This window comes from Paracoccus liaowanqingii, from assembly GCF_004683865.2.
Classification (GTDB): domain Bacteria; phylum Pseudomonadota; class Alphaproteobacteria; order Rhodobacterales; family Rhodobacteraceae; genus Paracoccus; species Paracoccus liaowanqingii.
This window is the reverse complement of the sequence record NZ_CP038439.1, coordinates 2,938,744-2,951,269: the sequence shown is the minus strand read 5'-3', so window position 1 is coordinate 2,951,269 and position 12,526 is coordinate 2,938,744. Positions and strand designations below refer to the sequence as shown.

Sequence of the window (12,526 nt, the reverse complement as noted above, 5' to 3'; positions counted from 1 at the left end):
CCCCATGACCCACCCCGACACCCATCTGCTGGTCGTCGACGATGACGAACGCATCCGCGCCCTGCTGGGACGCTTCCTGCGCAAGAACGGCTACATGGTCACGATGGCCCGCGATGCCGCGCAGGCCCGGCGGCTGCTGGCCGGGCTGGAATTCGACATGATCGTGCTGGACGTGATGATGCCCGGCGAGGACGGTCTGGCCCTGACCCGCGACCTGCGCCGCCGCCTGGACACGCCCATCCTGCTGCTGACCGCAAAGGGCGAGACCGAGGACCGCATCAGCGGCCTGGAGAGCGGCGCCGACGATTACCTGGCCAAGCCCTTCGAGCCGCGCGAGCTGCTGCTGCGGATCGGCGCGATCCTGCGCCGCGTGCCGGTGGTCGAGCTGGCCCAGCCCAAGTTCCTGACGCTGGGCGCGCTGCGCTATGACAGCGACAAGGGCGAGTTGTGGAACGGCGACGCGCCGCTGCGGCTGACCGGCACCGAAACCGCGCTGCTGCGGCGCCTGGCGGCCAGCCGGGGCCAGCCCGTCAGCCGGGCCGAGCTGATCGAGGACCTGGGCCGCGGCAGCCCCGACGAGGAGAACGGCGAACGCGCCATCGACGTGCAGATCACCCGCCTGCGCCGCAAGATCGAGCCCGACCCGCGCGAGCCGCGCTTTCTGCAGACGGTGCGGGGCACGGGCTACATGCTGGTGGTGGACTAGGGCCGCGCCAGGGCCTAGCGTGCCGCCCGTGATGGACCGGGCGACATATCAGGGAATCGAACTGGACGCGGAGACCGCGCTGGCGCTGCTGGACTGGCAGCTCGAGATGGGCGTGGACGTGCCCCTGATGGACGTGGCCCTGGACCGGTTCGATCTGCCCGCCCGCACCGCGCCCGCCCCCGCTCCTGCGGCGGCGGCCCCCGAGGCGCCGCCGGTCCTGACCCTGGGCGCGGACGGGGCCGACGATCTGGCGGACCGGCTGCTCCAGGCCGAGGCGCTGGCGGCGGAGGCCGACAGCCTGGAGGCGCTGGCCACGGCCCAGGAGGGCTTCGACGGGATCGAGCTGAAGAAGGGCGCGCGGAACTTCTGCTTTTCCGACGGCAATCCCAAGGCGCGCGTCCTGATCCTGGGCGAGGCGCCCGGCGACGAGGAGGATCGGCAGGGCCGTCCCTTCGTGGGCCGGTCGGGGCAGCTCTTGGACCGGATGTTCGGGGCCATCGGACTTGCCCGCGACGCGGTCGATGCGGAGCGCGCGATCTACATCACCAACGTGCTGACCTGGCGCCCGCCGGGCAACCGCGACCCGGGCGCGGATGAAATTGCCGTGAGCCTGCCCTTCCTGCGCCGCCATATCGAGCTGGCGGCGCCCGAGCTGATCGTGCTGATGGGCAACATCCCCTGCCAAGCCGCGATCGGCAAGCGCGGCATCCTGCGGCTGCGCGGCCAGTGGGTGCAGGCCTTCGGGCGTCCCGCCCTGCCGATGACGCACCCCGCCTATCTGCTGCGCAACCCGCCCGCCAAGCGCGACAGCTGGGGCGACCTGTTGTCGCTGGCGGCGCGGCTGGAATCGCTTTCCGTTTAGGTTGCGTTTCCCCATCATGCGCTATCCCGGTCCTCCCCCCGGTCCTCCCGATGAGGCACCCATCCCATGCGATTCCTGACGCGCAGCCTGCTGGGGCTGTTCCTGACCTTCCTGACGCTGGCCCTGCTGTTCCTGGCGGGGTTCCAGCTGTGGCAGGCGGCCGCCATGCGCGGCGCGGGGGGCGGGCCCGCCCGCACCGCCGAGGAACAGGTCTATGCCACAAGGCTAGTGACGCTGACGCCCGGCACCGTGGCGCCCGTGCTGCAGGTCTTTGGCCAGGTCCGCACGCTGCGCGAGTTGCAGCTGCGCGCCGGGGCCTCGGGCCGGATCGTCCAGCTGGACGCGGCCCTGCAGGAGGGCGGCGTCGTCGTGGCGGGGCAGCTTCTGGCGCGGATCGACCCGGCGGCGGCGCAGGCGGCGCTGGACATCAGCCAGGCCGAACGTGACGACGCGCAGGCCACGCTGGCGGATGTGCGCCGCCGCGTGGACATCGCGGGCGAGGATCTGGCCGCCGCCGAACGCCAGGCCGAGCTGCGCGAGGCCGCCGTGACGCGGCAGGGCCAGCTGGCCGAGCGGGGCCTGGGCACCAGCCTTGACCGCGAGACGGCGGAACTGGCGGCCTCGACCGCGCAGCAGACGGTGATCGCCGCCCGCGCCGCCCAGGCCGATGCGCTGAGCGCGGTGACGGCGGCCGAGAACGCCCTGCGCCGGGCCGAGATCGCCCTGACCGAGGCGCGGCGCGCACTGGCCGATACCGAGATCCGCGCCGGGTTCGACGGCCGCGTCACCGCCGTCACGGCGGTCGAGGGCGGGCTGGTCAGCCTGAACGAGCAGCTGGCCACGATCATCGACCCCGAGGCGCTGGAGGTGCAGATGCCCCTGTCGCTGGACCAGTTCGCCCGGCTGGCGGGCCCGGACGGCGCGCTGCTGCCGCAGGAGGTGACCCTGCTGCTGGACGGCAGCGCGGGGCAGAGGGCGGCGCGGGCGCGGCTGGACCGGGCCGCGGCCTCGGTCGCGGAAGGCTCGACCGGGCGGATCGTCTATGCGCGGCTGACCGAGGGCGGCGGGGCGCTGCGCCCGGGCGATTTCGTCACCGCCCGCATCGCCGAACCGGCGCTGGAGGGCGCGGCGATCCTGCCCGCCACCGCGCTGGGCGCGCAGGGCGAGGTTCTGGTGGCGGGCGCGGACGGGCGGCTGGCGGCGATGGCGGTGACCGTGCTGCGCCGGCAGGGCGACGATCTTGTCGTGGCGGTGCCGCCCGCGCTGGCCGGGGCGCGGATCGTGGCCGAACGCGCGCCGCAGCTGGGCATCGGCATCCGCGTGCGCGATGTGACCGAGACACCCAACCCGCCGCCGGGTCCGATGGAGGGCCCCGAGCAGCGGGTCGAACGCCCCGAGGGCGCCTCGCGTGGCTGAGCGCCCGCCCGCCCGGGACGGGCTGCCCGATCGCCCGGGCCTTCTGGGCCTCTTCGTGCGCCATGCCACGCTGGCCAACCTGCTTCTGGCGGTGATGGTCGTGGCGGGCCTTTACTCTGCGCCGCGCCTGCGAGCGCAGTTCTTTCCCGACACGGTGGTGCAGCAGATCCAGGTCTCGGTCCGGTGGGACGGGGCGGGGGCCGACGATGTCGACCGCTCGGTGGTGGGGGTGCTGGAACCCGCGCTGATGGCGGTCGAGGGGGTGGCGCTGACCGAAAGCCAGGCCAGCCAGGGCGCCGCCCGCATCACCCTGGAATTCGAGCCGGACTGGGACATGTCCCGCGCCACGGGCGAGGTCGAGACGGCCATCGCCGGGGCGGGCGATCTGCCCGAGGGCACCGAGGACCCTGAGGTCACCCGCCGCGCCTGGCGCGATTCGGTGACCGACGTGGTGATCTCGGGTCCCGCGGGGCTGGACCAGCTGGGCCGGATCGCGGACGATCTGACGAACAGGCTGTATGCGCGGGGGGTGACGCGGCTGACCGTCACCGGCCTGTCGGCGCCCGAGACGCTGGTCGAGTTGCGCATGGCCGATCTGGTGCGCCATGACGTGACGCTTGAACAGATCGCCGCCACCATCGCCGCCGCCGCCGCCCCCACACCCGCGGGCGACGTGGCGCAGGGCGGATCGCGCGTGCGGACCGGCGCCGAAACCCGCAGCCCGGCCCAGGTCGCGGCGCTGGTCCTGGCCGCGCTGCCCGACGGCACGCAGCTGACCATCGGCGACGTGGCGCGCGTGACCGACACCGGCATCGACCGGGGCGTGGCCTATTTCGTGGCGGGCCACCCGGCGGTCACCGTCTCGGTCCAGCGCAGCGCCTCGGGCGACGCGATCGGGATGCAGCAGTCGGTGCAGGAGGCGGTGGACCAGCTGGCCCCGACCCTGCCCGAGGGCGTGACGGCAGAGCTGGTCCGCGCCCGGGCCGAGCAGATCTCGGCCCGGCTGTCGCTGCTCTTGGACAATGCGCTGCTGGGGCTGGCGCTGGTGCTGGGGCTGCTGTTCCTGTTCCTGAACGCCCGCACGGCGATCTGGGTCGCGGCGGGCATCCCGGCGGCACTGCTGGCGGCGGTCGCCTTGATGCATGCGGTGGGCATGACGATCAACATGATCTCGCTCTTCGCGCTGATCCTGACGCTGGGCATCATCGTCGACGATGCCATCGTGGTGGGCGAGCATGCCGACTACCGCGCCCGCAAGCTGCGCGAGCCGCCCCGGGTCGCCGCCGAGCGCGCGGCCCGCGCCATGGCCGCGCCGGTCGTGGCCTCGACCCTGACGACGGTCATCGCCTTTGCCGGGCTGGTGCTGATCGGCGGGCAGTTCGGGTCGCTGGTCGCCGACATCCCGCTGACGGTGATCCTGGTGCTGGCGGCCTCGCTGGTGGAATGCTTCCTGGTGTTGCCCAACCACATGGCCCATGCGCTGGCCCATCAGGCCCGCGACGCGTGGTACGACCGCCCCTCGGTCTTCGTGAACCGCTGGCTGGATAGGTTCGTGGCGGGGGTGATCCGGCCCCTGACGCGGCTGGTGCTGCTGGCGCGCTATCCGGTGCTGGCGCTGGTGATGGTCGGCCTGTCCTGGTCGGTGGCCTCGCTGATGACCGGCAAGGTGCCGTGGCGGTTCTTCGACGCGCCCGAACAGGGCAGCGTGTCGGGCAATTTCGCCATGCTGGCGGGGGCCACGCGCGAGGACACGCTGCGCGTCATGGGGCTGGTGCAGGCCGCCGTGGACGGGGTCGCCGCCGAGTACGAGGCCGAATACGGCATCAGCCCCGTCACCCATGTGATGACCCAGATCGGCGGCAATGCCGGGCGCCCGCTGCCCGGGTCCGAGACGAAGGATGCCGACCTGCTGGGCGCCGTCCAGATCGAGCTGATCGACCCCGACTTCCGCCCCTATTCCAGCTTCGAGCTGGTGTCGGCCCTGCAGGAGGCCATGCCCTCGGACCCGCGGCTGGAGACGATCAGCTTTCGCGGCGGTCGGTCGGGGCCGGGGGGCGACGCGATCTCGGTCCGCATGACGGGGGCGGAGTCGCAGGGGCTGAAGGCCGCGGCCGAGGCGCTCAAGGCGCGGCTGGCGGTCTTCCCAGAGGTCTCGGCGCTGGAGGACAGCCTGGACTATGACAAGGACGAGCTGGCGCTGAGCCTGACCCCGCAGGGCGAGGCCCTGGGCTTTACCACCGAGGCGCTGGCCCGCGAGCTGCGCCAGCGGCTGGGCGGGATCGAGGCCGCGACCTGGCCCGAGGGCACCCGCACCGGCGCCATCACGGTCGAACTGGCCGAGGACGACCGCCGCGCCGATTTCCTGGACCGGATGCTGATGCGCACCGCCGCCGGGGGCTGGGTGCCCTTGGGCGACATCGTCACCGTCTCGACCGAGGCCGGGTTCTCGGTCGTGCGGCGCGAGAACGGCGAACGGATGATCCTGGTCACCGGCGACATCTCGGGCGACGATCCGGCGCGGGCGGCGGCGATCACCGCCGACCTGCAGGACCGGCTGCTGCCCGACATCGCCGCCGAGTTCGGCGTGGGCTATGATGTGACCGGGCTGGCGCAGCAGGAAAGCGAGTTCCTGACCGAGGCGCTGATCGGCTTCGGCCTGGCGCTGCTGGGCATCTACATGGTGCTGGCCTGGATCTTCGCCAGCTGGGCGCGGCCGCTGGTGGTCATGTCGGTCATTCCCTTCGGGCTGATCGGCGCGGTCTGGGGCCATGCGGCCTGGCAGCTGCCGCTGAGCCTGTTCTCGGTCGTGGGGCTGATCGGCATGTCGGGGATCATCATCAACGATTCGATCGTGCTGATCTCGACCATCGACGCCTATGCGCGCGACCGGGGGCTGCGGCCTGCCATCCTGGACGCGGTGGCCGACCGGTTCCGCCCGGTGCTGCTGACCACGGCCACCACCGTGCTGGGGCTGGCGCCGCTGCTTTACGAGCGGTCCTCGCAGGCGCTGTTCCTCAAGCCCACGGTGGTCACGCTGGCCTATGGGCTGGGCTTCGGGATGGTGCTGGTGCTGCTGGTCGTGCCGGCGGTGCTGGCGGTGGGCGCGGATCTGGGCCGCGCCCGGCAGGGCTTCCGCCGCAGCCTGCGTGCCACGCGCCTGAGGAGCGTGATGCGCGGCGCGGCTGTCGCGGCGGGGCTGGGGCTGGTCGCGGTGCTGGGTCCGGTGACGCTGGCGCCCGCGATGGGCATGGGCCTTCCCGGCTGGTGGCCCGGGCCGGGATCGGTCGCGGGCGCGCTGCCGGTCTATCTGGCGCTGCTTCTGGTCATCGTGGCCGCCGCGGGGCTGGCGCAGGCCTGGCGCGGCAGGCGGGCGGCCTAGCCTGTCGGCGCGCAGCCCGTCATCTCGGTCGCGCGGGCGCCGTCCGCCGGGATGACCGTCAGGCGCAGGGCCGCCGGGTCCAGATCGAAGGGCGCCGCCGTGGGGCCGACCATCTCGACCACCGCCTGCGCACCCTCGGGCGTCTGCGCGATCTCGGCGCCCGAGACCCAGATCTGGGGATGGCCGGTCAGCTCGATCGCGGCCAGCGTGGCCTCGCCCGGCGGCAGGGCCATCGCCACGCGCAGCCCGTCGGCCAAGGGTGTCACCGTGCAGGCGGGGTGCAGGTCCAGGCGCATCGGCTCGGCCGCAAGCGCCCGGGCGATGGCGGGGTCGGTGGCGCCCCCCGCCGGCGGGGCCCGCAGGTCCAGGAAGGCCGGCACGCAGATGTTCTCGCACAGGCCCAGATCGATCTGGGCGCGGATGTCCACCGGCTGGTCCGGATCGGTGGCCCGGGCGGTGAAGGGCAGGATCAGGCGGTCGTGATAGCCCATCTCCAGCACCTCGCCCGAGCGAATCGCCTGCGGGGCGGGCCAGTGCAGGGTGACGCTGTCCAGGTTGCCCGCGCCCTGCCAGTCGAATTGCGGGGGCAGGCCGGTATCGCCGGGGCTGCGCCAATAGGTCTTCCATCCCGGGGCCAACTGCAGGTCCAAGGCCAGGATGCGGTTGCCCTCGGCGTCCGTCCAGCCGGGCAGCAGCCGGGCCGAGACCAGCCCCGGCGGCAGATCGCCGGATTGGGCGCCCGCGGTGAGGGGCGTCAGGGCCAGGCAGGCGGCCAGGGCGAGGGGACGGGCAAGGGGATGGGTCATGGCCCAAGCCATACCCGCCGTGCGGCCTGCGGGGAAAGTCACAAATCCGCGCAAGCCTTGCATCATCCCCGCCCAGGCCCGATCTAGGACGAAAAGGAGCCATGATGAGCCGCATCCCGACCGACCCCACCGCTTCCGTCCCCCAGGCCGCCGCCAACCTGACCGGCAAGATCCTGATCGCCATGCCCGGCATGGCCGATCCCCGGTTCGAACGGTCGGTCGTGCTGGTCTGCGCGCATTCGGACGAGGGCGCGATGGGTCTGGTGCTGAACCGGCCCCTGCCCGATGTGGGCTTCGACGAGCTGCTGGACCAGCTGGGCATCGAGGCCGAGGGCGCCGCCCGCCCGATCGAGGTGCGCTTCGGCGGCCCGGTCGAGCCCGGCCGCGGCTTCGTGCTGCACAAGGTCTCGGAACATGGCAGCGATCCCGAGGGGCGGCTGCGCATCGGCCAGGCCCTGGCGATGACCACCACCCGCGACATCCTGGTCGATCTGGCGCAGGGCAACGGTCCCGAGCCCGCCGTGCTGGCCCTGGGCTATGCGGGCTGGGGCCCCGGGCAGCTGGAGACCGAGATGCTGGCCAATGGCTGGCTGACCGGCGAAGGGGCCGAGGACCTGATCTTCGACCCGGTCCACGAGGACAAATGGCAGCGCGCGCTGCGCGCCCAGGGCATCGATCCGTCCCTGCTGTCGGCGGCAGCCGGCCGCGCCTGAGCAGCGCCCCCGGCGATCGCGGGACGCAACGCGGCCTCAGCTCATCTCGGGGAAGAACCGGTCCGAGGGCGTGAAGATCTCGCAGCCGGTGGCGGTGACGCCGATGGAATGCTCGAACTGCGCCGACAGGGACTTGTCGCGGGTGACCGCCGTCCAGTCGTCGGCCAGGACCTTGGTCTCGGGGCGGCCCAGGTTGATCATCGGCTCGATGGTGAAGAACATGCCTTCTTCCAGCAGGGGGCCTTTGCCGGGGCGGCCGAAATGCAGCACGTTGGGCGGTGCGTGGAAGACCTTGCCGATGCCGTGGCCGCAGAAGTCGCGCACGACGGACATGCGGCGTTCCTCGGCATAGGTCTGGATGGCGGCGCCGATATCGCCGAAGGTGGCGCCGGGGCGCACGGCCTCGATCCCCTTCATCAGCGCGTCATGGGTCACCTGCAGCAGCCGCTGCGCCTTCAGCGAGGCGCGGCCCGCGACATACATGCGGCTGGTGTCGCCGAACCAGCCGTCCAGGATCACCGTCACGTCGATGTTGAGGATGTCGCCATCCTTCAGCAGCTTGTCGCCAGGGATGCCGTGGCAGACGACGTGGTTCACGCTGATGCAGCTGGCATGCTGATACCCGCGATAGCCGATCGTGGCCGAGGTCGCGCCCAGTTCCGCCACGCGCCGCGTGATGAAGTCGTCCAGCGCGCCGGTGGTCGTGCCGGGCTCGACCAGCGCCCCCACCTCGTCCAGGACCTGCGCCGCCAGCGCCCCCGCCGCCCGCATGCCCGCGAAATCGCCCGGCATGTGGATGCGGATGCCTTCCTTTGTGATATGGCTGTCGTCCATCGCGGATCCTTTCTGTCTGCCGACCTAGATAGATGCGCGCGCCCACTTGTTCCAGCCCTTCGCGCGGGCATAGAACAGGCAGATCCTTTCCCCAAGCCACGGACCCCGCCATGCAGTCGGACAACCCCACCGCCGCCATCCTTGTCATCGGCGACGAGATCCTGTCGGGCCGCACCCGCGAGGGCAACGCCCATCACCTGGCCCAGGTGCTGACCGCCACCGGCTTCGACCTGCAGGAGATCCGCGTCGTCTCGGACGATCACGACCGCATTGTGGCGGCGATCCGGGCGCTGGACGGCACCCTGGGGGGCGGCTACGACCTGCTGTTCACCTCGGGCGGGATCGGGCCCACGCATGACGACATCACCGCCGATGCCGTGGCCGCCGCCCATGGCACCACGGTCGAGATCCACCCCGAGGCCCGCGCCCTGCTGCAGGAGCGCTGCGACCGCATGGGCATGGCGCTGACCGAGAACCGCCTGCGCATGGCCCGCATCCCCGTGGGCGCCACGCTGATCGACAATGCCGTCTCGGCCGCGCCGGGCTTCTCGATCGGCGCGACCCATGTGATGGCCGGGGTGCCCGAGGTGTTTCGCGGCATGGTCGACTGGCTGATCCCGCGCCTGCCGGGCGGGCGCCCGGTCCGGTCGCTGTCGGTCGAGGTGCGGCGCGGCGAAAGCGACGTGGCCGAGGATCTGCAGGCGGTGGCCGGCGAGTTTGCGGACCTGTCTCTGGGATCCTATCCGTTCCGCGACGACACGGGCTGGGGCACGAACCTGGTCGTGCGCGGCCTGGACGCGGCCCGCGTCGATCAGGCGATGGCGGCGCTGAAGGAGCGGATCGGCCTCTGATGGCGCGGCCCGACGCCGATCTGGAGGCCGCCTTCGAGGCGACCTGGGTTCCCGCCGAGACGCGGCGCTGCGGCGGCCTGCTGGTCGGGCGCGGCCTGGGGGCCGGGGGCCGGGTCAGCGCGGCGCGCGGCATCGGGCCGTGGACCGCGGGGGATCTGGCCGCCGCCGAGGCGCAGCATGCCGTCTGGGGCCAGCCGCCGCTGGTCCGGGCCTGGGACGACGAGGCCGGGCCGAAAGCCGACCTGCGGGCGCAGGGCTATGTCATCGAGAACCCGACGCTGGTCATGGAGGCGCCGCTGGCCCTGCTGACCGACCGCAGGCCGCCGCCGGTGACCGCCTTCGCGATCTGGCCGCCGCTGGCGATCCAGCGCCGGATCTGGGAGGCGGGCAGCATCACCCCCGCCCGGCAGGCGGTGATGGACCGCGTGACCGGACCCAAGGCCGCCCTTCTGGGGCGCCTGCGCGACCGAGCCGCCGGGGCGGGCTTCGTGGCGATCCACGGCCCGGTGGCGATGATCCATGCGCTGGAGGTGCTGCCGGCCTTCCGCCGGCAGGGGCTGGCCGGATGGATGATGCGGCAGGCGGCCTTCTGGGCCGGCGATCTGGGCGTCACGCGCATCGCCCTGGCGGTCAGCCAAGGCAATGCCGCGGCGCGGGCGACCTATGCGGCGATGGGCTTCACCGTGGCGGGCAGCTATGCCTATTACCGGCGCTGAGCCTGCGATCTGACGCCATGGGCAGGCGCGGCGGCGTCCCTACAGCTCGGACCGCAGCTCCCACAGGTCGGGGAACAGGACGACGTCCAGCATCCGGCGCAGGTAGGTCACCCCCGAGGTGCCGCCCGAGCCGCGCTTGAAGCCGATGATGCGTTCCACCGTCGTCACGTGGTTGAAGCGCCAGCGGCGGAAGTAATCCTCGAAATCGACCAGCTTCTCGGCCAGCTCGTACAGCTCCCAGTGGGCGGCGGGGTCGCGATAGACCTGCAGCCAGGCGGCGCGCGCCGCCGGGTCGGGCCGGTGGGGCAGGTCCCGCGCGGCGCGGGGCGGCACGTCGAAGCCCGCCGCGCGCAGGCGGGCCAGCACCTCGTCATAGAGGGAAGGGCGCGCGGCCTCGGCCCGCAGCGCGTCCGCCAGGTCGGGGCGGTGGTCGTGGGGGCCGATCATCGCCATGTTGCGGTTGCCCGCCACGAACTCGATCATCCGGTACTGATGCGACTGGAAGCCGCTGCTTTCGGCCAGCGCCGGGCGAAAGGTCGAGTATTCGGACGGCGTCATCGTGCGCAGCACGTCCCATGCGCTGTTCAGCTGCTCCATGATGCGCGCCACGCGGGCCAGCATCTTGAAGGCGGGGCGCAGGTCGCCCGCGGCGATCCGGTCCCGCGCCGCGCCCATCTCGAGCAAAGCCAGCTTCATCCACAACTCGCTGGTCTGGTGCTGGATGATGAACAGCATCTCGTCATGCGCGTCCGAGCGGGGATGCTGGGCCGCCAGAAGGCGGTCCAGATCCAGATAGTCGCCATAGGACATGCGCCCGTCGAAGGACATGCGCGCGCCCTCGGCCTCCGGGCAGCCGGTCACCTGAGCGCCGCCATCTCGGCCAGGATGGACCGCGCGATCATGGCGGGCACCTCGGGGGCCAGGCCGATCGGATCCAGGCGCGGGCCGGTGAAGCCCGCCGCGTCCAGCGCCTGCGGCAGGTCGTCCAGCACATGTTCGGCGCGCAGCGCGAAGAGGGGCAGGCTGACGGCGCGGTCGAGGCCCCGCGCCGCATCGGCCAGCAGCGGGTCCTGTTCGACGAAGCCCGGCACGACGCGGGCGACATGCGGGGCCAGCCGCTCGGCCAGCGCCAGGGTGATGTCATGGCTGGCCTGGCTGCGCTGCGAGCCGTGCGCGGCCAGGAGGATCGTGACCGAGGCGAGGTCCCAGCCCCGGCCCTCGGCCGCCTGGCGGGTCTTCTCGACCAGCAGTTCGGGCAGGTTCGGGTCGGTGCCGAAGGGGCGCATGATATGGGCGCCCGGCGCGCCGGCGGCGGTCAGGCGGCGGGGCAGCTCGGTGCCGGTGAACCAGCCCTCGGCCATGAACATCGGATAGACGACGCAATCGCTGCGGCAGGTGCGGGCCAGCGCGTCGGGCGCGGCCAGCGTCGCGCCCAAGACCTCGATGCCGGGGCAGTGGCGGGCGACCTCGGCCGCCAGCGCCTCGATGGCGGCCTGCTGGGGTTCGGGATCGCCGGGCTGGCCATGCGAGACGATGACGGCGCGGGTCAGGGTCCGGGGCTGCTCGGCCTCAAGGAAATAGCCGGCCAGCGCCTCGGGCATGTCGAACTCGGCCAGGGCGCGGGCGCGGCCCTCGGCGGACATCTTGCGGGCGGTCTTTTCCAGGATGCGGGGCAGCTTGTCGTCGGGCATCTCGGCGGTGAAGTCGCCCAGATACCAGCGGATGAAGGTGAAGCAGATGACATCCTCCAGCGCCTGGACCTGGGGGTCGCGCTTGATCCCCTGCTTGGTCAGCATGCGCCGGGCGGCGGCGATGTCGTCCGCGTCGTAGCCCGCATCCGCCATGATGCCCGCGATGCGGTCGGCATGGCGGCGGCCCTGTTCCTGGCGCCACGCCAGGTAGCCGGGGCGGTTCATCGGGTAGTCGCTGCGCGGCAGGGTCCAGCGTTCGACATGCTGGCCGCGGCAGGCGATGCGCAGCACGTCGTCGGCCTGCGGGAACAGGCGCTGCTGCTCTGCCGTCATCCGCTGGCCATAGAGCAGGTTGGCGGGCTGGCCGTCCTCGAGCTTGGGGTCATGGGCATTGGCCGCGTCGATGGCGGTGAAGGCATGGTCGAGGCGTGTGGTCATGGGCGTCTCCGGGCTTTGGGACAGGATGCGCGGGCGGGGCACGGGTGGCAAGCGGGGAAGGGGGGCCAGCCCTCCATCGCGTGCCGCGATCCCCCCGGGATATTTGCGGACCGC

The 12,526-nt window shown here is 72.5% G+C and carries 11 protein-coding genes and 1 pseudogene; 7 read left to right on the top strand and 5 right to left on the bottom strand.

Annotated features, from left to right (window positions below; genetic code table 11):
- Nucleotides 1–4: 4 nt before the first annotated feature.
- From E4191_RS14285 to E4191_RS14270, 4 genes are all read left to right on the top strand, one after another.
- On the top strand, nucleotides 5–706 hold the full coding sequence (locus tag E4191_RS14285) for a response regulator (RefSeq protein WP_135313989.1): 702 nt from the start codon (nucleotides 5–7) through the stop codon (nucleotides 704–706).
- A gap of 31 nt (nucleotides 707–737) precedes the next feature.
- The gene (locus tag E4191_RS14280; protein WP_135314498.1) at nucleotides 738–1,568 is read left to right on the top strand and encodes a uracil-DNA glycosylase; all 831 of its coding nucleotides are present in this window, start codon (nucleotides 738–740) and stop codon (nucleotides 1,566–1,568) included.
- 66 nt (nucleotides 1,569–1,634) lie between these two features.
- Entirely contained in the window at nucleotides 1,635–2,984 is a 1,350-nt protein-coding gene (locus E4191_RS14275) for an efflux RND transporter periplasmic adaptor subunit (RefSeq protein ID WP_135313988.1), read from the top strand.
- On the top strand, nucleotides 2,977–6,363 hold the full coding sequence (locus E4191_RS14270; RefSeq protein ID WP_228461343.1) for an efflux RND transporter permease subunit: 3,387 nt from the start codon (nucleotides 2,977–2,979) through the stop codon (nucleotides 6,361–6,363). Before E4191_RS14275 ends, E4191_RS14270 begins: the two co-directional genes overlap by 8 nt.
- On the opposite strand, the gene E4191_RS14265 is transcribed toward E4191_RS14270, so the two are convergent.
- Nucleotides 6,360–7,169: a protein-disulfide reductase DsbD domain-containing protein gene (locus tag E4191_RS14265; protein WP_135313987.1), complete on the bottom strand. Its 810-nt coding sequence runs from the start codon at nucleotides 7,167–7,169 to the stop codon at nucleotides 6,360–6,362. The two genes, E4191_RS14270 and E4191_RS14265, sit on opposite strands and share 4 nt — an antisense overlap.
- 101 nt (nucleotides 7,170–7,270) lie before the next feature.
- On the opposite strand from E4191_RS14265, the gene E4191_RS14260 reads away from it, so the two are divergent.
- A complete protein-coding gene (locus E4191_RS14260; RefSeq protein WP_228461341.1) occupies nucleotides 7,271–7,882 on the top strand; it encodes a YqgE/AlgH family protein in 612 nt (203 codons plus the stop codon).
- 36 nt (nucleotides 7,883–7,918) lie between these two features.
- On the opposite strand, the gene map is transcribed toward E4191_RS14260, so the two are convergent.
- Nucleotides 7,919–8,716, bottom strand: coding sequence for a type I methionyl aminopeptidase (map, locus tag E4191_RS14255; protein WP_135313986.1), 798 nt, complete (start codon nucleotides 8,714–8,716; stop codon nucleotides 7,919–7,921).
- Nucleotides 8,717–8,826: 110 nt separating this feature from the next.
- Here map and E4191_RS14250 point away from each other — a divergent pair, with 110 nt between their 5' ends.
- Together E4191_RS14250 and E4191_RS14245 are read left to right on the top strand one after the other, a co-directional pair.
- Nucleotides 8,827–9,567, top strand: a complete 741-nt coding sequence (locus E4191_RS14250; protein WP_135313985.1) for a competence/damage-inducible protein A — start codon at nucleotides 8,827–8,829, stop codon at nucleotides 9,565–9,567.
- On the top strand, nucleotides 9,567–10,283 hold the full coding sequence (locus E4191_RS14245; protein ID WP_135313984.1) for a GNAT family N-acetyltransferase: 717 nt from the start codon (nucleotides 9,567–9,569) through the stop codon (nucleotides 10,281–10,283). The genes E4191_RS14250 and E4191_RS14245 overlap by 1 nt, the downstream gene beginning before the upstream one ends.
- Nucleotides 10,284–10,322: 39 nt before the next feature.
- On the opposite strand, the gene E4191_RS14240 is transcribed toward E4191_RS14245, so the two are convergent.
- The 3 genes and pseudogenes from E4191_RS14240 to E4191_RS23825 form a co-directional block, all read right to left on the bottom strand.
- Nucleotides 10,323–11,111: a tryptophan 2,3-dioxygenase gene (locus tag E4191_RS14240; RefSeq protein WP_135314495.1), complete on the bottom strand. Its 789-nt coding sequence runs from the start codon at nucleotides 11,109–11,111 to the stop codon at nucleotides 10,323–10,325.
- Between the two features lie 29 nt (nucleotides 11,112–11,140).
- Nucleotides 11,141–11,569, bottom strand: a complete 429-nt coding sequence (locus E4191_RS24720) for a sirohydrochlorin chelatase (protein WP_331459644.1) — start codon at nucleotides 11,567–11,569, stop codon at nucleotides 11,141–11,143.
- A 288-nt stretch (nucleotides 11,570–11,857) separates the two neighbouring features.
- A pseudogene (locus E4191_RS23825) lies at nucleotides 11,858–12,412 on the bottom strand (DUF4202 domain-containing protein); the annotation flags it as partial.
- Between the last annotated feature and the right edge of the window lie 114 nt (nucleotides 12,413–12,526).

Coding starts and splice junctions, on each gene's coding strand:
- E4191_RS14285 (WP_135313989.1), top strand. CDS start 5: ATGACCCACCCCGACACCCATCTGCTGGTCGTCGACGATGACGAACGC.
- E4191_RS14280 (WP_135314498.1), top strand. CDS start 738: ATGGACCGGGCGACATATCAGGGAATCGAACTGGACGCGGAGACCGCG.
- E4191_RS14275 (WP_135313988.1), top strand. CDS start 1,635: ATGCGATTCCTGACGCGCAGCCTGCTGGGGCTGTTCCTGACCTTCCTG.
- E4191_RS14265 (WP_135313987.1), bottom strand. CDS start 7,169: ATGACCCATCCCCTTGCCCGTCCCCTCGCCCTGGCCGCCTGCCTGGCC.
- E4191_RS14260 (WP_228461341.1), top strand. CDS start 7,271: ATGATGAGCCGCATCCCGACCGACCCCACCGCTTCCGTCCCCCAGGCC.
- map (WP_135313986.1), bottom strand. CDS start 8,716: ATGGACGACAGCCATATCACAAAGGAAGGCATCCGCATCCACATGCCG.
- E4191_RS14250 (WP_135313985.1), top strand. CDS start 8,827: ATGCAGTCGGACAACCCCACCGCCGCCATCCTTGTCATCGGCGACGAG.
- E4191_RS14245 (WP_135313984.1), top strand. CDS start 9,567: ATGGCGCGGCCCGACGCCGATCTGGAGGCCGCCTTCGAGGCGACCTGG.
- E4191_RS14240 (WP_135314495.1), bottom strand. CDS start 11,111: ATGTCCTTCGACGGGCGCATGTCCTATGGCGACTATCTGGATCTGGAC.
- E4191_RS24720 (WP_331459644.1), bottom strand. CDS start 11,569: ATGCGCCCCTTCGGCACCGACCCGAACCTGCCCGAACTGCTGGTCGAG.